The sequence below is a fragment of the Janthinobacterium sp. SUN100 genome, from assembly GCF_030397705.1.
Lineage (GTDB): Bacteria > Pseudomonadota > Gammaproteobacteria > Burkholderiales > Burkholderiaceae_D > Janthinobacterium > Janthinobacterium kumbetense.
Genome location: NZ_JAPUBU010000006.1, coordinates 66,539 through 88,077, shown reverse-complemented (window position 1 = coordinate 88,077; position 21,539 = coordinate 66,539). Strand labels below are relative to the sequence as shown.

General features: G+C 61.4%; 22 protein-coding genes. 7 read left to right on the top strand and 15 right to left on the bottom strand.

Features of this window, described 5'->3' with window-relative positions; all coding sequences use genetic code 11:
• Window positions 1-87: 87 nt before the first annotated feature.
• From O0881_RS26020 to tyrS, 4 genes are read right to left on the bottom strand one after another with little or no spacing between them, the layout of a single operon-like run.
• Complete coding sequence (locus O0881_RS26020) at window positions 88-732, bottom strand: histidine phosphatase family protein (RefSeq protein ID WP_289913589.1); 645 nt, start codon at window positions 730-732, stop codon at window positions 88-90.
• A 3-nt stretch (window positions 733-735) separates the two neighbouring features.
• On the bottom strand, window positions 736-1,368 hold the full coding sequence (locus O0881_RS26015; RefSeq protein WP_289913588.1) for a YbhB/YbcL family Raf kinase inhibitor-like protein: 633 nt from the start codon (window positions 1,366-1,368) through the stop codon (window positions 736-738).
• 18 nt (window positions 1,369-1,386) lie between these two features.
• On the bottom strand, window positions 1,387-1,836 hold the full coding sequence (gene dtd / locus O0881_RS26010) for a D-aminoacyl-tRNA deacylase (RefSeq protein ID WP_099665515.1): 450 nt from the start codon (window positions 1,834-1,836) through the stop codon (window positions 1,387-1,389).
• On the bottom strand, window positions 1,833-3,098 hold the full coding sequence (gene tyrS, locus O0881_RS26005) for a tyrosine--tRNA ligase (protein WP_289913587.1): 1,266 nt from the start codon (window positions 3,096-3,098) through the stop codon (window positions 1,833-1,835). Before tyrS ends, dtd begins: the two co-directional genes overlap by 4 nt.
• Window positions 3,099-3,252: 154 nt before the next feature.
• Here tyrS and O0881_RS26000 point away from each other — a divergent pair, with 154 nt between their 5' ends.
• Together O0881_RS26000 and O0881_RS25995 are read left to right on the top strand one after the other, a co-directional pair.
• Window positions 3,253-4,620, top strand: a complete 1,368-nt coding sequence (locus O0881_RS26000) for a M23 family metallopeptidase (protein ID WP_099379945.1) — start codon at window positions 3,253-3,255, stop codon at window positions 4,618-4,620.
• 120 nt (window positions 4,621-4,740) lie between these two features.
• Window positions 4,741-5,868, top strand: coding sequence for an anhydro-N-acetylmuramic acid kinase (locus tag O0881_RS25995; RefSeq protein WP_289913586.1), 1,128 nt, complete (start codon window positions 4,741-4,743; stop codon window positions 5,866-5,868).
• Window positions 5,869-5,933: 65 nt separating this feature from the next.
• Here the strand turns inward: O0881_RS25995 and erpA are convergent, their stop codons facing one another.
• The 5 genes from erpA to rplM form a co-directional block, all read right to left on the bottom strand.
• A complete protein-coding gene (gene erpA / locus O0881_RS25990; protein WP_029496047.1) occupies window positions 5,934-6,296 on the bottom strand; it encodes an iron-sulfur cluster insertion protein ErpA in 363 nt (120 codons plus the stop codon).
• Between the two features lie 94 nt (window positions 6,297-6,390).
• Window positions 6,391-6,780: a polymer-forming cytoskeletal protein gene (locus tag O0881_RS25985; protein WP_077408960.1), complete on the bottom strand. Its 390-nt coding sequence runs from the start codon at window positions 6,778-6,780 to the stop codon at window positions 6,391-6,393.
• 90 nt (window positions 6,781-6,870) lie between these two features.
• Window positions 6,871-7,908, bottom strand: a complete 1,038-nt coding sequence (gene argC, locus O0881_RS25980) for an N-acetyl-gamma-glutamyl-phosphate reductase (protein WP_289913585.1) — start codon at window positions 7,906-7,908, stop codon at window positions 6,871-6,873.
• Window positions 7,909-8,077: 169 nt separating this feature from the next.
• Window positions 8,078-8,470 carry a 30S ribosomal protein S9 gene (rpsI, locus tag O0881_RS25975; RefSeq protein WP_010393285.1) on the bottom strand — a complete coding sequence of 131 codons (393 nt, stop codon included), beginning with the start codon at window positions 8,468-8,470 and terminating at the stop codon, window positions 8,078-8,080.
• A gap of 9 nt (window positions 8,471-8,479) precedes the next feature.
• Window positions 8,480-8,908, bottom strand: coding sequence for a 50S ribosomal protein L13 (rplM, locus tag O0881_RS25970; protein WP_010393282.1), 429 nt, complete (start codon window positions 8,906-8,908; stop codon window positions 8,480-8,482).
• Between the two features lie 225 nt (window positions 8,909-9,133).
• Between rplM and O0881_RS25965 the strand changes: the two genes are divergently transcribed.
• Window positions 9,134-9,562: an OsmC family protein gene (locus tag O0881_RS25965; RefSeq protein ID WP_070278278.1), complete on the top strand. Its 429-nt coding sequence runs from the start codon at window positions 9,134-9,136 to the stop codon at window positions 9,560-9,562.
• Window positions 9,563-9,721: 159 nt separating this feature from the next.
• Here O0881_RS25965 and coq7 read toward each other — a convergent pair whose 3' ends face one another.
• Both coq7 and O0881_RS25955 read right to left on the bottom strand, forming a co-directional pair.
• The gene (gene coq7 / locus O0881_RS25960; protein ID WP_035824568.1) at window positions 9,722-10,366 is read right to left on the bottom strand and encodes a 2-polyprenyl-3-methyl-6-methoxy-1,4-benzoquinone monooxygenase; all 645 of its coding nucleotides are present in this window, start codon (window positions 10,364-10,366) and stop codon (window positions 9,722-9,724) included.
• 85 nt (window positions 10,367-10,451) lie between these two features.
• Window positions 10,452-10,883 carry a hypothetical protein gene (locus tag O0881_RS25955; RefSeq protein WP_077399521.1) on the bottom strand — a complete coding sequence of 144 codons (432 nt, stop codon included), beginning with the start codon at window positions 10,881-10,883 and terminating at the stop codon, window positions 10,452-10,454.
• 148 nt (window positions 10,884-11,031) lie between these two features.
• Between O0881_RS25955 and O0881_RS25950 the strand changes: the two genes are divergently transcribed.
• The 4 genes from O0881_RS25950 (at window position 11,032) to O0881_RS25935 (ending at window position 17,697) form a co-directional block, all read left to right on the top strand.
• Window positions 11,032-11,811, top strand: a complete 780-nt coding sequence (locus O0881_RS25950; RefSeq protein WP_099668248.1) for an ATP-binding cassette domain-containing protein — start codon at window positions 11,032-11,034, stop codon at window positions 11,809-11,811.
• A gap of 3 nt (window positions 11,812-11,814) precedes the next feature.
• Window positions 11,815-13,011: an ABC transporter permease gene (locus O0881_RS25945; RefSeq protein WP_289913584.1), complete on the top strand. Its 1,197-nt coding sequence runs from the start codon at window positions 11,815-11,817 to the stop codon at window positions 13,009-13,011.
• A 203-nt stretch (window positions 13,012-13,214) separates the two neighbouring features.
• Window positions 13,215-14,108 carry an ABC transporter ATP-binding protein gene (locus O0881_RS25940; protein WP_077399515.1) on the top strand — a complete coding sequence of 298 codons (894 nt, stop codon included), beginning with the start codon at window positions 13,215-13,217 and terminating at the stop codon, window positions 14,106-14,108.
• A 10-nt stretch (window positions 14,109-14,118) separates the two neighbouring features.
• A complete protein-coding gene (locus tag O0881_RS25935) occupies window positions 14,119-17,697 on the top strand; it encodes a M1 family aminopeptidase (protein WP_289913583.1) in 3,579 nt (1,192 codons plus the stop codon).
• A 53-nt stretch (window positions 17,698-17,750) separates the two neighbouring features.
• Here O0881_RS25935 and O0881_RS25930 read toward each other — a convergent pair whose 3' ends face one another.
• The 4 genes from O0881_RS25930 to O0881_RS25915 form a co-directional block, all read right to left on the bottom strand.
• On the bottom strand, window positions 17,751-18,134 hold the full coding sequence (locus O0881_RS25930) for a hypothetical protein (RefSeq protein WP_251350992.1): 384 nt from the start codon (window positions 18,132-18,134) through the stop codon (window positions 17,751-17,753).
• 170 nt (window positions 18,135-18,304) lie between these two features.
• Window positions 18,305-19,768 (bottom strand): catalase, encoded by a 1,464-nt coding sequence (locus O0881_RS25925; RefSeq protein ID WP_289913582.1) that lies wholly within the window; start codon window positions 19,766-19,768, stop codon window positions 18,305-18,307.
• A gap of 93 nt (window positions 19,769-19,861) precedes the next feature.
• On the bottom strand, window positions 19,862-20,518 hold the full coding sequence (locus tag O0881_RS25920) for a DsbA family protein (RefSeq protein WP_289913581.1): 657 nt from the start codon (window positions 20,516-20,518) through the stop codon (window positions 19,862-19,864).
• Between the two features lie 20 nt (window positions 20,519-20,538).
• The gene (locus O0881_RS25915; protein ID WP_289913580.1) at window positions 20,539-21,408 is read right to left on the bottom strand and encodes an MBL fold metallo-hydrolase; all 870 of its coding nucleotides are present in this window, start codon (window positions 21,406-21,408) and stop codon (window positions 20,539-20,541) included.
• Between the last annotated feature and the right edge of the window lie 131 nt (window positions 21,409-21,539).

Here is a 21,539-nt window from a genome sequence, read left to right as displayed (position 1 = left end):
CGGAGGAACCTGCTATTTTAACCGATTCCCTGCCTAATTAATAAGCACTATTTTTTTGCTCAGTGCGTCAGAGTGAGGAGAGGCCGCTTAGCCCAGCTCGTCCATCGCGGGCGCGCTCAAGTGTTCGATATTTCCCCAGTGCACTAAATGCAGCTTGCCGTCGGCGTAAGAAAAACGGTTGACGCTGGCATTTTTGACCTGGAAGTCGCGCGGACTGTCGAGCGTCATGCCGACCGCCTCGCGGTAAGCGCACTCGAGCACGCCGCCATGGGCCACGATGGCGATCGTCTGGCCGTCATATTGCCGGGCCCAGCGGGCGATGGCGCCATTTGCGCGCGCATAGAACTGGCGGAAGCTTTCGGCTTGGCGCTCGCCCGACGGCATCACGGCGTCGATCTGGCGCGATTGCCACTGTGCATACTCGTGCGGATAGCGCGCGGCGATGTCCGCATACAGCAAGCCTTCGAAGGCGCCGTAGCAGCGCTCGCGCAGCAAGGGATCCGTTTGCACGGGTAAATCTTTCACGTCGGCCACGGCTTGCGCCGTCTGCTGCGCGCGTTGCAAGTCGCTGGCGATGATGGCGGCCAGCGGTTCGTCCGCCAACGCCTGCCCTAGCGCCCCCGCTTGCGCCAGGCCCGCCTCGTTCAGGGCGATGTCGATATGGCCCTGCAGGCGGCGGCCCGCATTCCAGGCCGTTTCGCCATGGCGTATCAGTAAAATCGTGGTGCTCATGCGTTATTTCTTCAGGGTAAGTGCCAATTCGGGGTTAAGCGAATAGGCAACGACGAGCTGGGCCTCGTCGAGGATGTGGCCGTACAGGGCGGCGTAGGCTTGCTGCCCAGTAAAACGCTCGGGCAAGGTCAGCTGCGGCACGTCGAGCGCATACAGGCGGAAAATGTAGTGGTGGATGCGCTCGTCATTCCACGGCGGGCACGGGCCATCGTAGCCGTAATAGTCGCCGGCCATGTCCGGGTCGGCGGCAAACCAGCCCGTGTAGTCGTTCAAGCCCTGGCGCAGCCCAATACCGGCAGGCTTGCCGCGCGGCGTGATGCCGCTGGAAAATTCTCCGGCGGCAATAACCCGCATGGCAGGCGGCAAGTCGAGCAAGCTCCAGTGATAAAAGTCGCCGCGCGGCGCCGTCAGCGGCAGGGCCTGGCCTTCAACATTGACCAGGCTGGCGTCTTGCGGCGCATCCGGGTCGATGCAGAACAGGGCCAGCGACTCGGTGCCGTTCGGCACCTCGTCCCAGGCCAGATGGGGATTGCGGTTGCCGGCGAGGCGCACGCGGCTGGCCGGATCGATCTCGGCAAAGGCATGGTCGGCCGGCATCAGGCCGCCATCACGAAACGTCTCGCTCCACAATTTCATCGCTTGCTCCTCTTTTAGTTATTGTTTGGCGTTCACTTGCAGCCAGAACGTGACGGGGCCGTCATTCGTCAGCGACACTTGCATGTCGGCGCCAAACTGTCCCGTCTGCACGGTCGCATGGCGGCTGCGCGCCTGGTCCACGAAATGCGTGAACAGGCGCAAGCCGTCCTGCGGCGCGGCGGCCGGCGTAAACGACGGGCGCGTGCCGGACTTGGTGTCGGCCGCCAAGGTGAACTGCGGCACCAGCAGCAAGCCGCCGGCCACGTCCGTCACGCTGCGGTTCATCTTGCCCGCGTCGTCGGCAAACACGCGATAGCCGAGCAACTTGGCCAGCAGGGCGTCCGCTTCCTTTTCCGTATCGCCCCGCTCCGCGCACACGAGCACCATCAGGCCGGCGTCGATGGCGCCGATGGTGGCGCCGGCCACGTCGACCTTTGCCTGCGTCACGCGCTGCAGCAGCGCGATCATGCCGTCAAGGTGACGCGCGCAAAGCTGCGCTTGCCAACTTGCAACACGAACTGACCGGCTTCCACTTGCAAGCCCTTGTCGCTGATGACGGTGCCGTCGATGCGCACGCCGCCCTGGTCGATCTTGCGCATGGCTTCCGACGCCGATGGGCACAGGCCCGCCTGTTTCAGCAGTTGCGAAATGCCCAGCGGCGCGCCGGCCAAGGTCACTTCCGGGATAACGTCGGGGATGCCGCCCTTCGAGCGGTTGACGAAGTCGGCCAGCGCATCTTCCGCCGCCTGCTGCGAGTGGAAGCGGGCGACGATCTCTTGCGCCAGCGCAACCTTGGCATCGCGCGGATTGCGGCCTTCCTCGACTTCGCGCTTCAGCTGCGCCAGTTCGGCGATCGAGCGCCACGACAGCAGCTCGTAGTAGCGCCACATCATGACGTCGGAAATGCTCATCAGCTTGGCGAACATGGTATTGCCCGGTTCCGTGATGCCGATGTAGTTATTCTTCGACTTGGACATTTTTTCCACGCCGTCCAAACCTTCCAGCAGAGGCATGGTCAAAATACACTGCTGCTCCTGTCCGTACTGCTTTTGCAGTTCGCGGCCCACCAGCAGGTTGAACTTCTGGTCCGTGCCGCCCAGTTCCAGGTCCGATTTCAGGGCCACCGAGTCGTAGCCCTGCATCAGCGGGTACAGGAATTCGTGTACGGAAATAGGAATGCCGCCCTGAAAGCGCTTGGTGAAGTCGTCGCGCTCGATCATGCGCGCCACCGTGTAGTGGGAAGCGAGCTGGATGATGCCGCGCGCGCCCAGCGGATCGCACCACTCGGAGTTATAGCGGATTTCGGTCTTGCTGGCGTCCAACACTAAAGATGCTTGCGCGAAATACGTCATCGCGTTAATCTCGATCTGTTCCTTGGTCAGGGGCGGACGCGTGACGTTGCGGCCCGACGGGTCGCCGATCATGGATGTGAAGTCGCCGATGAGGAAAATGACTTGATGGCCGAGGTTTTGCAGCTGGCGCATCTTGTTCAGGACGACAGTATGGCCCAGATGCAAGTCGGGTGCGGTCGGGTCCAGGCCCAGTTTGATGCGCAGTGGAACACCGGTTTTCTCGGAGCGTGCTAATTTTTGCGCAAATTCGCTTTCGATCAAGAGTTCGTCGACGCCACGCTTGGTAATCGCGAGGGCTTCTTGTACTCTGTCCGACAGCGGAAGCGCGGTCTGAGCGGCGTTAGCCTTTGTAGGCGATGCGGTGGTGTTGATTTCCATAAAATTTGACTGTAGATCTCAAAATGGTAGTAGGTTTGCGGAGTTTGCTATAATGCTCGATCCCATCAATCTTGCCGTATGAAAACGAACCAAAATAACAATAACAAAGAGCACTAGTTCACGAATCGTTCAAGGGCAAATTTTAACTGATTGCATGAACCCTATACATAAAATCACAGGCTCACGCTTGTACACACAGCTGACGACGACACGCAAGGCACGCATTATCGGTGCCTCCGCAGTGCTGCTCGCCGTGGCCGCCTTCGGCGCGGTCGCTGTGTCGCCCATGGCGCCCGACGCATCCGATTTGCCGGTCACGTCCATCGCCCAAAACCTGGAAATGCCTGATCTCGCCTCGCAAATTTCTGCGATGGAACAGGTAGACCAGAATTTCACCCACGAAGAAAAAGTCCGCGCCGGCGATACCCTCGCCACCCTGCTGACCCGTCTCGGCGTGGATGATCCGGTGGCCGCCAATTTCATCAAAACCGACAAGATCGCGCGCGGCGTGATGTTGCTGAAATCGGGCAAGCGCGTACAAGCGCAAACGTCCGAAAACGGCGACCTCAACTGGATGCGCGCCACCCTCGTCGATGGCACGGACAAATCGGTCAAGAACATCCTGATCACCCGCAAGGGCGACAAGTTCGTGGCCACGGAAGTCGCCGCCCAGCTGGAACGCCGCGTTGAAATGCACGCGCGCAAGATTACCTCCACCCTGTTCGCCGCCACCGACTCCAGCCTGGACGGCACCCGCCTGCCAGACTCGATTTCCGCGCAAATCGTGGAAATGTTCTCCACCAATATCGACTTCCGCTCCGACCTGAAACGCGGCGACTCGTTCAATGTTGTCTACGAAACATTCTGGCAAGATGGCGAATTTGTCCGAGCGGGCCGCATCCTGGCCGGTGAATTCACCAACCGCGGCACGACTTACCAGTCCGTTTGGTTCGAAGACCCAGCCAGCAAGCAAGGCGGCGGTTACTACAGTTTCGACGGCAAGTCCCTCAAAAAAGCCTTCCTGAAATCCCCCCTCGAATTCTCCCGCATCTCGTCCGGCTTCTCCATGCGCGTGCACCCGATTTCCGGCAACTGGAAAGCGCACAAGGGCATCGATTTCGCTGCAGCAACGGGCACGCCTATCCGCGCTTCGGGCGACGGCGTGGTCGATTCCGTCGGCAGCCAAAACGGTTACGGCAATGTTGTTGTCCTGAAACATTGGGCCAACTACACGACCGCCTATGCGCACATGAGCCGCTTCGCTTCGGGCCTGAAAAAAGGTCAAAAAGTGAGCCAGGGCGATGTGATCGGCTACGTCGGCACCACCGGCTGGTCCACGGGCGCCCATTTGCACTATGAATTCCGCGTTGGCGGCGTGGCGCAAGACCCAAGCAAGCTGAATGTGCAAGCCCAGGCGCCATTGACGGCCGCCGAGCTGAGCCGCTTCCGCATGGTGTCCAATGACATGATGCACCGCTTCACCCTGCTGCGTCCGAACGACACGGCCCTGGCGTCGCGTTAAGCAACACTGCCTTCGGGCAACAATAAAGGCACCGCCCATGCAGATGGCCGGTGCCTTTGTTTTTTCCCGCGCGCTTTTGTTTTTCCTGCGCGCTTTTGCGTGCGGCACAAATGCGGCACAATGCACCTCACCACTTACGTATTCAAGGAAAACCCCATGCTGTATATCGGTTTAATGTCGGGTACCAGCCTCGATGGCGTCGACGGCGCGCTGATCGACTTTTCCGACGAGGGCACGCGCAGCCTGGGCGATGCGTACATTCCCTTTCCCGCCAGCCTGCGCGCCGACCTGATGGCCTTGCAAAGTGCCGGCCAGAATGAAATCGAACGCGAAGCGCTGGCGGCCAATCAACTCGTGCGCCATTACGCCGAGTGCGTCGCCATGCTTTTAAGCAACGCGGGCATCGTCGCGGACGCCATCGCCGCCATCGGCGCGCATGGCCAGACCATCCGCCACCGCCCGGAACTGGGTTTTACGCGCCAGCTGAACAATCCGGCCCTGCTGGCCGAATTGACGGGCATCGACGTCATCGCGGACTTGCGCAGCCGCGACGTGGCGGCCGGCGGCCAGGGTGCGCCGCTGGTGCCGGCCTTTCACCAAGCTACCTTCAATCTGCCGGGCCACACGCGCGTGCTGGCCAATATCGGCGGCATCAGCAATATCAGCGTGCTGCATGCGGATGGCACGGTGACGGGCTACGACACGGGTCCCGGCAATGCGCTGATGGATGGCTGGGTCTTGCGGCACCTGGGCCAGCCCTACGACGCCAACGGCGCCTGGGCCGCCACGGGCCAGGTCATCCCTGCCCTGCTGGCGGATTTGCTCGATGAGCCCTATTTTGACTTGCCGGCGCCAAAAAGCACGGGCCGTGACCTGTTCCATGCCGACTGGCTGAGCGCCAAGCTGGCCAATTACCCCACCGCCCTGCCCGCCGACGTGCAGGCGACATTGACCCAGCTGACGGCCGCCAGCCTGGCGCGCGCCATCCTGCGCGACGGGGCGCAGGCGGAAACCGTGTATGTGTGTGGCGGCGGGGCGCAGAACGCCAGCCTGATGGCGGCGCTGGCCCGGGAATTGCCAGGCATGGCGGTGGAGTCCACGCAAGCATTGGGCGTGGCGCCCAGCCAGGTCGAGGCGCTGGCCTTTGCGTGGCTGGCCTGGCGCTTTACGCAGCGCAAGCCTGGCAACTTGCCGGCCGTGACGGGTGCGCAGGGCTTACGCATACTGGGCGCGCTGTACCCGCGCTGAGCCGGCGTAGAAACACAAATAGCGGATCATCGATCCGCTATTTTCTTGCTTGCCCAGTTTAGTATTTAAACGGAGAAAGACGAACCGCAACCGCAGGTGGACGTCGCTGTCGGATTCTTGATCACGAACTGCGCGCCTTCCAGGTCATCCTTGTAGTCGATTTCCGCGCCGACCAGGTACTGGTAGCTCATGGAATCGATCAACAGCTGGACGCCGTTCTTGACCATGGTGGTGTCATCTTCGTTGACGATTTCGTCGAAGGTGAAGCCGTACTGGAAGCCGGAACAGCCGCCACCCTGCACGAACACGCGCAATTTCAGGTCGGGATTGCCTTCTTCCTCGATCAGCTGCGCGACTTTTTCGGCGGCGCTATCGGTAAAGATGATAGGCGAAGGGATCACATCTTGCATTTCAGCGACTGCATTCATTTCAGACTCCTCAGAAAACATAGCCTCATTATAGACTGTTGGCGCAAGTCACGCTGCGGCCGCCGCTGGCGCGGCTGGCGGGTGTTGTTCCTGCTCACATTTCCGACACGGCCAGGTGCAGCACTGGGTCGGCGCTGTCGTGGCGGCTGAGCTTGCCCTGGACTTGCGCGCCGCTGTGCATTTCCAGCACCTTGTAATAGACCTCTCCTACAATGCGGGCTTTTGGCTGGATTTCAAGCATTTCGGACACATACACGGGGCCGTTGATCTCGCCGCTGACGACCAGACTCGAGCAGCGCACCTCGCCATCGATGCGGCCCGCCTCGCCCAGCACCACATAGGTGGGGTCGCCCGGCTCGCCCGTGACGTTGCCGCGCACATGGCCGTCGATGCGCAGACCGCCGCAAAACAGCAAGTCGCCCTCGATCCGCGTGGAAGCGCCGATCAGGGTATCGATGGGGTTTTTCGCGTTGCGCTCGAACATGAACGTCATCCTGTCGGGGTACGTGGCAGTCCAATTTATCACAGGTCCGGCAAAAAGGCGCCGGACCTGCGCAAACGCCTGTGCCTATATTTAAGGCATCACGGCGATGTGTTGCAAACCGGCCGTTTCTTTCAGGCCAAACATCAAGTTCATGCATTGCACGGCCTGGCCCGCTGCGCCCTTGACCAGGTTGTCCTGCACCACCAGCACGACGACGGTATTGCCGCCTTCGGGACGGTGCAAGGCCAGGCGCAGCATGTTCGAGCCGCGCGTGGAGCGGGTTTCCGGGTGCGAGCCGAACGGCATCACGTCGACGAAAGGCTCATCCTTGTATTGCTCTTCGAACAAGGATTGCAATTCTTCATTGCTGACATCCTTGTTCAGCTGCGCGTACAGGGTGGAATGCATGCCGCGGATCATCGGCACCAGGTGCGGCGTGAAGGTCAGCGCCACTTTCTCGTCCGTGAAACGCTGCAATTGCGCCGTCGTTTCCGGCAGGTGGCGGTGGCCGGCCACGCCGTAGGCCTTGAAGCTGTCGCTTGCCTCCGAGAACAGGATGCCGATTTCCGCCTTGCGGCCGGCGCCGGACACGCCCGACTTGCAGTCGGCGATCAAGCCGCCCGCATTGACCAGGCCTGCCTTGAGCAGCGGGTAAAAGCCCAGCTGCATGGTGGTCGGGTAGCAACCGGGGTTGGCGATCAGCTTCGCTTGCTTGATGTCTTCGCGGTTCAGTTCCGGCAAGCCGTACACGGCCTGTTCGATCAGCTCGGGCGCCGTGTGGGGAATCTTGTACCACTGCTCGAACTTGGCCTGGTCTTTCAGGCGGAAGTCGGCAGCCAGGTCGATGACCTTCACGCCGGCGGCCAGCAGCGCTGGAGCTTGCGCCATAGCAACACCGTGCGGGGTGGCAAAGAAGACCACGTCGCACTGCTCCAGGTCGGCTTTGTCGGGCGAGGAAAACGCCAGTTTCACGTGGCCACGCAGGGAAGGATACATGTCAGCAACGGGCAAGCCATCTTCCTTGCGCGAAGTAATCGCCGTCAACTCGACATCTGGATGGGTAGCGAGCAAGCGCAGCAATTCCACGCCCGTGTATCCAGTGCCGCCGACGATGCCAACTTTGATCATGTTCTTTCCTTGTGTATATATTGCATAGAGATGGAGGGGAGACAGTCCCCACGGGATTTCCGCGTATTTTACAGCGCAACGCCGAGTCACGCTGAAATGCAAAAAAGCCGCGAGACCGAAGTCCAGCGGCTTTTCGACCAGCACCCCGGAAGGTGCTGTAGCGTAGAAATTAACGCTTCGAGAATTGCTTTGCGCGACGTGCTTTGCGCAGACCAACTTTTTTACGCTCGACTTCACGTGCATCGCGGGTCACGAAGCCGGCTTTCGCCAGTTCCGGTTTCAACGCTGCATCGTAGTCGATCAGAGCGCGGGTGATGCCGTGACGAACTGCACCAGCCTGGCCCGACTCACCGCCGCCATGGACGTTGACTTTGATGTCGAAACGCTCGACATTGCCGGTCAGTTCCAGTGGTTGACGGATGACCATCAGACCCGTTTCGCGCGAAAAGTATTCGTTTGCTGGTTTGCCGTTAACAACGATCAAGCCTGTGCCAACTTTGATAAAAACCCGAGCCACTGCACTTTTGCGACGGCCGGTTCCATAATTGTAATTACCGATCATGTCAGTTCCTTAGAGAACAAGTGCTTTAGGTTGCTGAGCAGCGTGCGGATGGGAACCTTCCGCGTACACTTTCAGCTTCTTGATCATTGCGTAGCCGAGTGGGCCTTTAGGCAGCATGCCTTTGACCGCTTTCTCAAGCGCGCGACCTGGAAAACGCTGTTGCATTTTCTGGAAGTTGGTTTCGTAGATGCCGCCTGGATAGCCAGAGTGACGGTAGTAAATTTTCTCAGTAGCTTTGGTACCGGTCACACGCAGTTTGCCTGCGTTGATGACGACGATGAAGTCGCCGGTATCGACGTGAGGAGTAAATTCTGGTTTGTGTTTGCCGCGCAGTCGGAGTGCCACTTCGCTGGCAACACGTCCGAGGACTTTGTCCGTCGCGTCAACCACGAACCAATCGCGCTGGACTTCATGTCCTTTAGCGGAAAATGTTTTCATGTTGACTTCCTAATAGATTACACGCTCAAATGGTGGTTCCGCCGATGCTGCTATGCGGACTCTGCCTTATTTACTTTTCCTGAGCGAACGGAAAGCCGACAAGTATAAGCGGCTTTGCCTTGCCGCGTCAAGCTGCAATCGAGGCCGGCTGCGGCCCGGCGGGCGGCACATGGATGGGCATTCCTCTATTACAATACAAAACGCTTACAATTTTCGGAGAGTACGATGGAATGCAAAGTCAGCTGGAATGGCCCGTCGGGCATGAGTTTTCGGGCAGAAACGGGTTCCGGCCACCTGGTGACCATGGATGGCGCGCCCGACGGCGGCGGCCACAACCTGGCGCCGCGCCCCATGGAAATGGTCTTGCTGGGCACGGGCGGATGCACCGCCTATGACGTGGTGCTGATCCTGAAACGGGGCCGCGAAGCCGTCAGTGGCTGCGAAGTGACCCTGAAGGCCGACCGCGCCGACACCGATCCGAAAGTGTTTACCAAGATCCACTTCCACTTCACCGTGCGCGGCAAGGCCCTGAAACCCACCGCCGTGGAACGGGCCGTGGCCTTGTCGCATGACAAATATTGCTCGGCGTCGATCATGCTGGCCAAGACGGCGGAGATTACGCATTCCTTCGAGATCATCGAAGAAAGCGCCTGACCAAACCTACTGCGCGTCGGTATAGGCGGCCTGCGATGCTCACCGTGTTCCAGCACGGTTGCGCTTCTCGACCACCTCTCCCTTCCGCTCGCTACAGTTTGTCAGGCGTTTCACGGCTCAGGCATGCATAAAAAAGGCGCTCTTCAGAGCGCCTTTGTTTTAAATGTAATACGCGGTTTTTGTCATGACTTTGCCCATGATGCCCATCAGCGCCTTCACGGGCGCCGGGGTGTCGATGGCGCCCAGTCGCTGGGCGGCGGCGCCGTGTTCCACTTCATCGATGGCCATCTGTTTCACAATGGCACGCGACTTGGCGTCCTGCGGCGGCAATTCCTGCAAGTGGCTGGCCAGGTGCGCTTCCACCTGGCGTTCCGTTTCCACCACGAAACCCAGGCTGCGGCCGTCGCCCATGCGCGCGGCGATGGTGCCCAGCGCAAACGAACCCGCATACCACAGGGGATTGAGCAGGCTCAGACGCGAGCCCAGCTCCGTCAGGCGCTGCGCCGTCCAGGCCAGATGGTCTTCCTCTTCGCGTCCCGCTTCGTCGAACTGGGCGCGGATGGCCGGGCTGTGCGCATAGCGCGCCTGCGAGTTGTACAAGGCTTGCGCGCACACTTCGCCCACATGATTGACGCGCATCAAGCCGGCGCTGTGGCGCTGTTCGGCCGGGCTCAGTTCCGCATCGGGCGCATGCGCGGCCGGCGTGGGGCGCGAGGCCGAGGCCACGCCCGCCATGACGCGCAGGGCCTTGTCGGCGCCAACAATCAAACGATCCAGGGGGTCAAAGTGGCGGTTCGCGGTCATCGTGGCTATTCATGTAAGGGAAAACATGGATTATAGGACGATCAGGGCCAGCCGTACCCACGCCGCGCGCAGGGTGAACGGGGCTTTATTGACTTGTGCGCGCTTTTTCCCGCTCGATCCAGTCCACCACGGGGCCGACGGCGTCCAGGCCGGACAGGCTTTTCGCCACGCCCAGGTTCAGTGAAATCAGGAAGGAAATGCTGTCGACGGGGATGTCCGGGCAATGTTCGGCAAACGCGGCGCGAAAACGCTCCGCTTGCAGCACACGCAAGACTTTCTCGCCGCTCATGAATTGCAGCACGCTGGCGATGCTGTGACCGCCACCGATCGAGTGGTAGATAAAACGGTTGTACTTCGCGTCGATCTGCTTGAAATCGAGGGTTTCCTCCGTCATCAGGCCCGCCAGGTAGTACAGCCCCAGGCTGACGCGGAAGAAACCGATGGCTTCGGCACTGGTCATGCCGGCGCGCGCCACGGCCAGTACCTTGTCCTGCATCGCCTGATCGATCGTTTGCATTGCGCTCTCCCGCGCCGTCCGCCGGCGCCCACCGGGCCAGCTTGCATGAAGATGCTGTTTTTTTCAATAGAGCAAACGATATTTCCACCTTGCAAGTTACATTTTTTGCATGCTATTCTCGTTCTTCACCGTTAAATGGATGAAGCACATGATTGAGGTCAAGCACCTGGCAAAACGTTTCCGCATGCCGCCCCACAAGGGCAAGGCCGCGCACGTCAGCGATCCGCGCGAACACGAGGGCTGGTTTCACGCCGTGCGCGACGTCAGTTTCAGCTGCGCTCCCGGCGAAGTGCTGGGCCTGCTGGGCCCGAATGGCGCCGGCAAGACCACCACCCTGCGCCTGCTGTCGACGGCCTTGCAGGCGGACGCGGGCAGCGCCCTCGTCAACGGCGTCGACGTGCTGCGCCAGCCGCTGGTGGCGCGCCAGAGCATCGGCTTCCTGTCCGGCTCGACAGGCTTGTATGGCCGCCTGACGGCGCGCGAGAACGTGGAATATTTCGGCCGCCTGCATGGCATGCCGGCCGACAAGCTGAAACGCCGTTGCGACGAACTGTTTTCACTGCTGCAAATGGAGGAATACGGCGGTAAGCGGGCCGATCAATTGTCGACGGGCATGAAACAGAAGTGCGCGATCGCCCGCACCGTCGTGCACGAACCGCAGGTGGTGATCCTCGACGAACCGACGACGGGCCTGGACGTGATGTCGGCCAAGATCTTGCTCGACTTCATCGCCAGCTACAAGGCGCTGCGCGTGCCGCTGATCTTTTCCACGCACCACCTGCACGAGGTGGAAAAGCTGTGCGACCGCGTCTGCATCATCAACCGCGGCACCACCGCCTTCAATGGCACGGTCAGCGAACTGCGCCACCTGGGCGGCAGTGCCGATCTGTACGACGCCTTTGTCAGCGTCATCAACCAGGGAGCCTGAGCCATGTGGACCATCTATCTGAAAGAGTTGCTGGAACTCACGCGCGACCGCAAGACGCTGATCTTCACCATCCTCATCCCCATCTTTGCCATGCCGCTGATCTTTGGCGGCTTCGCTTATGTTTCAAGCAATATGTTCAAGAACGCGAAGACGGCGGAAATGCGCTACGCCCTGTTCGGCAAGGACCATTCGCCGGGCTTGAGCGGGCGTTTTGCCCAACAGCACAACCTGCGCGAAGTGCCGCTGGCCAGCGAGGGCGACATCCGCCGCGCCATCGGCGACGACACCATCAAGTTCGCCGTCGTCATTCCGCCGCATTTTGAAGCATCGCTGCAGCAACAGCAGCAAACGAAGGTAGTGCTGCACTACAACAGCGCCAGCACGGTCGACGTGACCCAGCAGCGGGTGCGCGAGATCGTCGAGGCGTACAACGCCAGCCTGCGCGAAAGCGCGCTGTCGGCCCTGAACCTGAGCCCGGCCCAACTGGCTTTTGCCCTGCACCCCATCGTGCTCGACAAACAGTCGACGGCCAACGAGCGCGAGCAGATGGGCGCCATCGTCGGCGGCATGCTGCCCTATCTGCTGCTGATGGTGTGCCTGACGGCGGCCATGTATCCGGCCATCGACCTGGGCGCGGGCGAAAAGGAGCGGGGCACGCTGGAAACCCTGCTGCTGGCACCCGTGCCGCGCAGCGCCATCGTGCTGGCCAAGTTCTTCGTGCTGTTTACGGTGGGCATGACCTCGGCCGTGCTGATGGTGGGCAGCATGGGCGCCCTGCTGGCCATCTTCGGCAGTTCGCTGGAAGGCAACATGGCCGTGATGGTGCGCAGCATCGGCTTGCCCGACCTGGCCATGGTGACCCTGATGCTGGTGCCCACGGCCGCCATCTTCGCCTCGCTGCTGCTGTCGATCTCGATCTACGCGAAAAGCTACAAGGAAGCGGCCGGCATGATCACGCCATTGATGCTGTTCGTCATCCTGCCCACGGTAGCGGCCATGCTGCCCGGCGTCGAACTGAACTGGATGTGGGCCATGGTGCCGCTGACCAACGTGTCGCTGGCCATGAAGGAATTGGTCAAGGGTACCATGGATTACCGCATGTTCGGCGTGATCCTCGCCTCCACCACGGTGATCGCAGGCGCCCTGCTGATGCTGTGCCGCTGGTGGTTTAACCGCGAATCGGTGCTATTCCGTAATTGATAGTCGCGCGGCGCGCCAGCGGGGCAAAACAGGCCCCCACGGAAGCCCCACACGGGCGCGCCGTCCACCCCGCCCAATTGCACTCTGGTCACGCGAAAATGCCGTGTATCGCATGCAACTGCCCAGTACGTCTTAAATTCAATACAATGCCAGCATACAGAAGCCCTGCACCATCGGGCTGCAACGCATGAGTTAGGAGTTGTATGGAATTGCAGATTCGCAAATTGTCGAAGACCTACGCGAATGGCGTGGTGGCGCTGGATAACGTGTCGCTGACGATACCGCCCGGGATGTTTGGCTTGCTGGGCCCGAATGGCGCCGGCAAGTCGACCCTGATGCGCACCCTGGCCACCTTGCAGGAATGCGATTCCGGCTCCGTTTTCTTCGGCGACTACGACGTACTCGACGACAAGGACGAGATCCGCCGCATGCTCGGCTACCTGCCGCAAGACTTCGGCCTGTACCCGAAAGTGACGGCCTACGAGCTGCTCGACCACTTCGCCACCTTGAAAGGCCTGTCGCAGCGGGCGCGCCGGCGCGAGGTCGTCGATGGCCTGTTGCAGCAAACCAACCTGTTCGACGTGCGCCACCAGCGCCTGGGCAGCTTTTCCGGCGGCATGCGCCAGCGCTTCGGCATCGCGCAAGCCCTGCTGGGCGACCCGAAACTGATCATCGTCGACGAGCCGACGGCCGGCCTCGACCCGCAGGAAAGAGTCCGCTTCCACAACTTGCTGTCCGACATCGGCGAAGACAAGACGGTGATCCTGTCGACCCACATCGTGTCCGACGTGGCCGACCTGTGCGCCAACATGGCCATCATCAACAAGGGCCATTTGCTGCTGTGCGGCAAGACCCAGGAACTGATCGACGAAGTCAGCTGCAAGATCTGGGCGCGCTTCGTCGAGAAGAAGGAGCTGGCCAGCTTCCAGCAGCGCCACGCCGTCATTTCCACGCGCTTGCTGTCGGGCCGTACCTTGATACACGTCTACAGCGACGACGACCCGGGCGACGGCTTCGAGGAAGCCATCGGCGACCTGGAAGACCTGTACTTCGCCACCATTGCCGGGCGCCACCGCGTCGCCCCGCAGTGCGACTGAGGGGCGCGCCATGTTTGCCATCGCCCGCTTTGAAGCGCGACAGCGGCTCAAGCTGCTGTCCACCTGGGTGTATTTCGCCATGTTCCTGGCGCTGGCCATGCTGTGGATGGCCGCCGCCGGTGGCGTCTTCAAGGAAGCGAGCATCAGTTTCGGCGGCAAGTTCCTGATCAACGCGCCCCGCTCGCTGGCATTCACGTGCAGCCTGCTGGGCTGTTTCGGCGCCGTCGTGGTGGCCGCCATGATGGGCCGCTCGGTGCAGCAGGATTTCGAATACGGCATGCAGCATTTCTTCTTCAGCGCGCCGATCCGGAAATACCAGTACGTGTTCGGCCGCTTCCTCGGCGCCTGGCTGGTGCTGGCTGTCGTGTTTTCCAGCATCGTCATCGGTGCCTGGCTGGGCGCCTGGCTGCCCGGCATCGACCCGGAACGGCTGGGGCCGCAACGGGCGCTGGCCTACCTGATGCCGTATGTGTTTACCCTGCTGCCGAACCTGTTCATCTTTGGCGCCATCTTCTTCGTCATCGCGGCCCTGACGCGGCGCATGCTGCCCGTCTACATCAGCTCGGTGGTCATGCTGATCGGCTACCTGGTGGCCCCGTCCCTGGCGCGCGACCTCGACTACAAGACCCTGGCCGCCCTGATCGACCCCTTCGGCACCACGGCGCTGATACGCCTGACGGAATACTGGCCGAACGCGGAGCGCAACACGCGCCTGGTGACCCTGGAAGGCGTGTATTTGCTGAACCGCGCCATCTGGTCCGGCTTTGCCCTCGTGGCATTGCTGCTCGGCTACTGGCGCTTCCAGTTCCACGCCACGACGGACGCGGGCGCCGGCAAGCGCCGCAGCGAGGGCGACGTGCCGCTGCGCCTGTCGAACGCGTCACTATCCACGCAGGAAACACCGGACTTCGCGCAGCGCAACCTGGCCGCCCTGCTCCTCAAGATGAGCTGGCTGAACTTGCGCGAAACCATCAAGAACATCTATTTTGTCGTCATCGTGCTGGCCGGCGTGCTGACCATGTATGGCGGCGCGCTCGACATGGGTTCCATCTATGGCACGAATACGTATCCCGTGACGGAAAGGGTGCTGGACATGGTCAGCGCCTCGTTCGCCCTGTTCATGCTGATCATTACCACCTTCTATGCGGGCGAACTGGTGTGGCGCGAACGCGAGGCGGGCACGCACTTGATGCTCGACGCCCTGCCCGTGCCGAACTGGCTGCCCCTGCTGTCGAAGCTGTTTGCGCTGATCGGCCTGCAGGCCTTGCTGAGCCTGGTAATCATGCTGTGCGGCATGTCGATCCAGATTTTCAAGGGTTACTACCGCCTCGACCCCGGCCTGTACCTGGAATCGCTGTTCCTGTCGCACCTGCCGTCCTACGCGCTGATCGCCGTGCTGGCCATCTTTTTGCAGGTATTGATCAATCACAAGTATTTGGCGTATTTCGCCATGATCCTGTACCACATCGCCAGCATCAGCTTTTCCTCGCTGGGCCTGGGCGACCCGCTGCTGCTGTACGGCAACACGCCGGACTTCGTGTATTCGGCCATGAACGGCGCCGGCCACTATCTGTTGCGCGAACGCTGGTACTTGCTGTACTGGAGCGGCGCGGCCGTCATGCTGACGGTGCTGTCGCTGCTGTTCTGGCCCCGCGGCGCGCAGGACAGCTGGCGCATCCGCCTGCGCCTGGCGCGCCACGGCCTGACGCAGGGCGTGCTGGCCAGCTTTGCCGGCGGTGCCCTGATCTTCGTCGGCGCCGGCGCCGTGCTGTTCTACGTCTTCCACGTGGCCAACGATTACAAGTCCGAATTCACCCGCGATGCGGACCGCGCCACAGTCGAACGCCAGTACCGCAAGTTTGCCGCCACGCCGCAGCCGAGAATCACCGACGTGAAACTCGACGTGGCCATCTACCCGGCGCAGCGCACCCTGGCCGTCACGGGCCGCTATGTGCTGCAAAACAAGACCAGCCTGCCGATCAGCCACATTTTTGTGCAGCAAGACCCGAGCTCCACCATGCGCCTGCGTTTTGACGCACGCGTGCATCCCGGCCTCGATGACGGCAAGCTGGGCTTTTACAGCTACCGCCTGGCCGCGCCGCTGGCGCCGGGCGCCACCCTGGGCCTCGATTTCGACGTCCGCTTTGCGCCGCGCGGCATCTTCGGCCTGGGCCAGGACACGCCCGTGGTGGCCAACGGCACCTTCTTCACGAATGCCGTGCTGCCCCACATCGGCTACCAGCCGCAGCAGGAATTGACGGACCCGCGCGACCGCAAGAAACACGGCTTGCCGGCGCGCGAACGGGCCTTGCCGCGCGACGATGCACGGGGGCTGGCCGACAATTACATCAGCAACGACGCCGACCGCATCAACTTTGACGCCACCGTCAGTACCGTCGACGGCCAGACGGCCATCGCGCCGGGCATGCTGGACAACGACTGGATCGCCAAGGGCCGCCATTACTTCCATTACACGATGGAACAGCCGATCCTGAATTTTTACGCGTTCCAGTCGGCCCGCTACGCCGTCAAGCACGAGCGCTGGCAAGACGTGGCCATCGACGTGTATTACCACCCGGGCCATGAATACAACCTCGATCGCTTCGTGCGCGGCAGCAAGGAAGCGCTCGAGTACTACACGAAGAATTTCGGCCCCTACCAGCACAAGGTCCTGCGCATCGTCGAGTTCCCCCGCTACGCCACGTTTGCGCAATCGTTCCCGAACACGATACCGTACTCGGAAGGGCTGGGCTTCATCGCCAGGGTTGATGACAAGAATCCCAAGGATATCGATTATCCGTTCTACGTGACGGCGCATGAAGTGGCGCACCAGTGGTGGGCGCATCAATTGGTGGGCGGCAATACACGGGGCGCTACCGTGCTCAGCGAAACCCTGGCCGAATATTCGGCCCTGATGGTGATGAAGAAAACCGCGGGGCCGGCCAAGATGCGCCGCTTCCTGCGCTATGACCTGAATCAATACCTGATGGGACGCAGCGAGGAACGCAAGAAGGAATTGCCGCTGGCCGAGAATGAAAACCAGCCCTACATCCACTACAACAAGGGCAGCCTGGCCATGTACTTGCTGCAAGACATCATCGGCGAAGACAAGGTCAACGGCGTGCTGCGCGAGTTGCTGAAGACGCATGGCCAGAAAGGCCCGCCGTATGCCAGCGTGACGGCGCTGATCCAGGGCTTGCGTCAGGTCACGCCGCCCGAGCAGGCTTACCTGATCGACGACCTGTTCGAGAAAATCGTGTTGTTCGACAACCGCGCCCTGTCGGCCACGGCCACGAAACGCAGCGACGGCAAGTACGCCGTCACCGTGAAAGTGCAGGCGAGCAAGTTGACGGCCGGCGAACAGGGAGAGGAACACGACGCGCCCCTGCACGACTGGATCGAGATCGGCGTCGACGACGCGAACGGCCATCCGCTGCTGCGCGAACGCCTGCGCATGACGGCGCGCGAAGCGAGCTATACCGTCATCGTGGGCAGCCGTCCCGGCAAGGCGGGCATCGATCCCGACAACAAGCTGATCGACCGCAAACCCGATGACAATATGGTCACCGTCGACATCGCCGAACCATGACAAAAAATGGCCACCCTGGAAAGGTGGCCATTTTTTTTATTCTCAGGCGCTCCTCAAGCCTCGGCGCAACGCGTCACCAGGCTCAGGCTGATACCCATTTCCGTCAGGTGCTGCATGTCGGCCAGGGTCAGATCCAGCGGGGAGTCGACCGTGTCGTCGCCATTCAGCTCCAGTTGCAGTTCAGCAACGATACGCGGCATGGTGAAGCTGACGCCGCGCGAGCGGCATTCGGCCAGGTAACTGCGTATGCGCGAGGGTAACACTTGCGATTTGGATGCCTGCGCGATCAGCACCTCGAAGCCGGAATCGAGATGCACGCGGCCCGCGCCCTTCGCCTCGCCCTTGCGCCATTGCCGTTCGGGATCCGTGGGCAAGACTTCGAGGATGGATTTGAGCGTGGGGTCGTCCCCATGCACCGACAGCTTCGCCATATTCATATTACAAGACTTTCTAGTCAGGACGCTGCCAGGAAGGCGGCGCGATCATCAGACCGACAAGTCTACGCATGGGCGGCAAATATGTCCATACGGCAATATTTGGTATCTCCCTCTAATTTGTGCTGTATCAACAACAGGCGGAACAAGCTTGTTCCGCCTGCAACACATAATTACAGCACCACGCCGCGCGCCTGCAAGGCGGCCCGCACGCCGGCGCCATACGCGGCATCGGCACGGTCGAAGTGGCCCAGCTGACGCTGCAAGGTTTCCGGCCGCACCTGGCTCAAGGGACCGGCCAGGTTGTCGAACAGGTTTTGCTTCGCCTGCACCGACATCAAGCGGAACAGATTGCCGGCTTGCGTAAAGTCATCTTCCACGCCGCGGCCATCGTAGCGCGCCGCGCCGCCGGCCAGGTCCAACGCCGGCTCGCCGTGGCCCAGCCCTTGCGGCTGCGTGCCTGCCGCCGCCACGTTCGCATAGTTGCGCGCCGCGCCGCCATTGTTGATCGCCATGCCGCCGTCGCGCTGCTGGTTGTGGAAGGGGCAGCGGGCCGCATTCACGGGCAAGTGCTGGTGGTTCGTGCCGACCCGGTACAGCTGGGCGTCGTGGTAGGCGAACAATCGGCCTTGCAGCATCTTGTCCGGCGAGTAACCCATGCCGGGCACGGCGTTGGCCGGCGAAAAGGCCGCTTGCTCGACTTCCGCGTGGTAATTGTCCGGGTTACGGTTCAACTCGAAAATACCCACGGGCAGCAGCGGGAAGTCCGCATGCGGCCACACTTTCGTCAAATCGAACGGGTTCCAGCCCGTGCGCTGCTCCCATGCATCGAGTTGCTCCTGCGTCGCCACCTGCAGCTTGACTTCCCACTGGGGAAAATCGCCGCGTTCGATGGCGCCGAACAGGTCGCGCTGGGCGTAGTCGGGGTCAGCACCGGCCAGGCGGCCCGCTTCCGCGGCAGGCAGGTTCTTGATGCCCTGGCGCGTCTTGAAGTGCCATTTCACATACACGCGCTGGCCGTCGGCATTGATCAGGCTATACGTGTGGCTGCCGAAGCCATCCATGTGGCGGTAGCCGTCCGGCGTGCCCCGGTCCGAGAACAGCATGGTGACCTGGTGCAAGCTTTCCGGCGCATGGCTCCAGAAATCGAACATCATTTCGGCCGATTTCAAGTTGCTTTGCGGATCGCGCTTTTGCGTGTGGACAAAGTCGGGAAACTTGATCGGGTCCTTGATGAAGAACATGGGCGTGTTGTTGCCGACGAGGTCCCAGTTGCCCTCTTCCGTATAGAAGCGCACGGCGAAACCGCGCGGGTCGCGTTCCGTGTCGGCGCTGCCGCGTTCGCCACCGACGGTGGAAAAGCGCGCGAAGGTGGCCGTCTGCTTGCCCACTTCACTGAACAGCTTGGCCTTGGTATGGCGTGAAATGTCGTGCGTGACGGTAAAGGTACCGTAGGCGCCCGACCCTTTTGCGTGCACCACGCGCTCGGGAATGCGCTCGCGGTTGAAATGCTGGAGTTTTTCGATCAGGTGGAAGTCTTGCAGCAGCAAGGGGCCACGGGGGCCGGCGCTGAGGGAATTCTGGTTGTCGGCGACGGGGATGCCCGAGGCGGTACTGAATGGCGGCTGTTGGCTCATGGCTGCTTTTCCTTCGTTGTTGACTAATAGAACTAGTGTAACGAGGTCAACAACAAAGGAAAAGCTAATTGATTTTATCGAACCGATAGATATTTACAATGCGCAACCTTGTGCATCGCACACGCCGCCCAGTTGTGCCTGCAGCTTCGCCGGCTGGCCCAGGAAGCCGCCGATATCGATCACGGACAGCTTGCCGCTGCCATCGTCGAGCACGAACGTGGGAAAGCCCTGGCCGCCCACCTGCGCCAGCAAGGCGCGGCTGGCCTCGATGTGCCGTTGCGTGGCGGCGCCCGCCTGTTGCGCATACGCGGCCTCGAAGGCGGCGCCGTCCATGCCCAGTTCTTGCGCCAGCGCCACCAGCACGGGCAGGTCGGCGATGCGCAAGCCGTCCACGTAATGGGCCCGTTGCACGCGCTGCAGCATGTCCAGGCCCTTGCCGGCCAGCGATTCGGCCGCCAGGATGGCCGTGATCGGCGGTTCGGAATCCATCATGGCCGTGGTGTCGTTCAGCAAGCCGTTGATATAGGCGTCGCCGAAGGGCTGGCCAGACAATTGCTCGATGCGCCGGTCATGCGGCAGCACATAGCCGCGCCAGGCGGGCGTGATCTGGCGGCGATTGCTGCCCGTCATCATGCCGCCGGCGTGGAAGGCCAGCGTCAGTCCGGGCACGGCGCGTGCCGCCTCGACCAGCGGCGCGGCGCCGTAGCACCAGCCGCACAGGGGGTCGAAAATGTAGTGCAGTGTGGGCATGGTTGACTCCTTGTTGCCGCTTACCATTTCATTTCGCCTTTGGCCACCTTCGCACTGGTCTCCAGCGCGCCATCGAGGCCCAGGCTCGGGTAATGCTGTTTCATCGCTTCGATCAGGGCGGCCGAATTGGCCGCCTTGGCCGTTTCCGCTTCGAACGTCACCAGGTAGTCACGCGTAAAACCGATGCTGTCCGGCGTCAGGGGCGAACCGACCTTGAAGTGGCCCGGCACAACGGTGACGGGTTTCAGGGCGGCGATGCCGTCCAGGGTCTTGAGCCAGTCCTGGCGCGATTGCAGGCTTTGCGTATCGGCCGTCCACACGTGCAAGTTGCCAAACAGCACCACGCCACCGACGACGGCCTTGATCGATGGAATCCACACATAGGTGCGCGCTGGCGTCGGGCCGGCGATATCCAGCGACTGGCCTTCCAGGCTGATGCGCTTGCCCTTCAGCGCTTCGGGAATGACGATGCCGTGCGGCGCATTGTCTTTCAGGATCGGGCCCCAGTAGGCGACCTTGGCGTCAGCCTTGCGGCGGATTTCCGCGACGGTTTCTGGCGTGGCAACGATTTTCGCCTGCGGGAACGCTGCCTTGATCACGTCGAGGCCAAAGTAAAAATCGGGATCGCTGTGGCTGATGTACACGGTCGTCAGTTTCTTGCCGCTGGCGCGGATCTTTTCCACCAGTTTTTGCGCTTCGGCGCGCGAGAATTGCGCATCGATCAGCACGGCGTCATGCTTGCCCGCGACCAGCACGGAAGCGACGGGAAAGATGGCCGCTTCGCCCGGGTTGAAGACTTCCAGGGTCAGGGGTGCGCTGGCGGCGGCCGAGGCGGCGCCGGCGGCAAACAGGGTGGAGACAAGAACGCTGCTGATGGATTTGGAGAACATGATGCGCCTTCACAAGATGATTGGGATGACTGCATCTTACGTTGCTCAAAGCGGTAGAAAAACTAGGTAAAGCGCAATAGTTTGTTGCTTATATCGATGCAATCACCCGATGACGAACACGCTACGGCGTA

Excerpts from the sequence above, each read along its gene's own strand:
- O0881_RS25940 (WP_077399515.1), top strand. The coding sequence starts at position 13,215 with ATGGAATTGCAGATTCGCAAATTGTCGAAGACCTACGCGAATGGCGTG.
- O0881_RS25935 (WP_289913583.1), top strand. The coding sequence starts at position 14,119 with ATGTTTGCCATCGCCCGCTTTGAAGCGCGACAGCGGCTCAAGCTGCTG.
- O0881_RS25945 (WP_289913584.1), top strand. The coding sequence starts at position 11,815 with ATGTGGACCATCTATCTGAAAGAGTTGCTGGAACTCACGCGCGACCGC.
- O0881_RS26020 (WP_289913589.1), bottom strand. The coding sequence starts at position 732 with ATGAGCACCACGATTTTACTGATACGCCATGGCGAAACGGCCTGGAAT.
- rpsI (WP_010393285.1), bottom strand. The coding sequence starts at position 8,470 with ATGATCGGTAATTACAATTATGGAACCGGCCGTCGCAAAAGTGCAGTG.
- O0881_RS25965 (WP_070278278.1), top strand. The coding sequence starts at position 9,134 with ATGGAATGCAAAGTCAGCTGGAATGGCCCGTCGGGCATGAGTTTTCGG.
- O0881_RS25915 (WP_289913580.1), bottom strand. The coding sequence starts at position 21,408 with ATGTTCTCCAAATCCATCAGCAGCGTTCTTGTCTCCACCCTGTTTGCC.
- coq7 (WP_035824568.1), bottom strand. The coding sequence starts at position 10,366 with ATGACCGCGAACCGCCACTTTGACCCCCTGGATCGTTTGATTGTTGGC.
- argC (WP_289913585.1), bottom strand. The coding sequence starts at position 7,908 with ATGATCAAAGTTGGCATCGTCGGCGGCACTGGATACACGGGCGTGGAA.
- O0881_RS25950 (WP_099668248.1), top strand. The coding sequence starts at position 11,032 with ATGATTGAGGTCAAGCACCTGGCAAAACGTTTCCGCATGCCGCCCCAC.
- O0881_RS25985 (WP_077408960.1), bottom strand. The coding sequence starts at position 6,780 with ATGTTCGAGCGCAACGCGAAAAACCCCATCGATACCCTGATCGGCGCT.
- O0881_RS25930 (WP_251350992.1), bottom strand. The coding sequence starts at position 18,134 with ATGAATATGGCGAAGCTGTCGGTGCATGGGGACGACCCCACGCTCAAA.
- O0881_RS26015 (WP_289913588.1), bottom strand. The coding sequence starts at position 1,368 with ATGAAATTGTGGAGCGAGACGTTTCGTGATGGCGGCCTGATGCCGGCC.
- rplM (WP_010393282.1), bottom strand. The coding sequence starts at position 8,908 with ATGAAAACATTTTCCGCTAAAGGACATGAAGTCCAGCGCGATTGGTTC.
- dtd (WP_099665515.1), bottom strand. The coding sequence starts at position 1,836 with ATGATCGCGCTGCTGCAGCGCGTGACGCAGGCAAAGGTCGACGTGGCC.
- O0881_RS25920 (WP_289913581.1), bottom strand. The coding sequence starts at position 20,518 with ATGCCCACACTGCACTACATTTTCGACCCCCTGTGCGGCTGGTGCTAC.
- O0881_RS25995 (WP_289913586.1), top strand. The coding sequence starts at position 4,741 with ATGCACCTCACCACTTACGTATTCAAGGAAAACCCCATGCTGTATATC.
- O0881_RS26000 (WP_099379945.1), top strand. The coding sequence starts at position 3,253 with ATGAACCCTATACATAAAATCACAGGCTCACGCTTGTACACACAGCTG.
- erpA (WP_029496047.1), bottom strand. The coding sequence starts at position 6,296 with ATGAATGCAGTCGCTGAAATGCAAGATGTGATCCCTTCGCCTATCATC.
- O0881_RS25925 (WP_289913582.1), bottom strand. The coding sequence starts at position 19,768 with ATGAGCCAACAGCCGCCATTCAGTACCGCCTCGGGCATCCCCGTCGCC.
- tyrS (WP_289913587.1), bottom strand. The coding sequence starts at position 3,098 with ATGGAAATCAACACCACCGCATCGCCTACAAAGGCTAACGCCGCTCAG.
- O0881_RS25955 (WP_077399521.1), bottom strand. The coding sequence starts at position 10,883 with ATGCAAACGATCGATCAGGCGATGCAGGACAAGGTACTGGCCGTGGCG.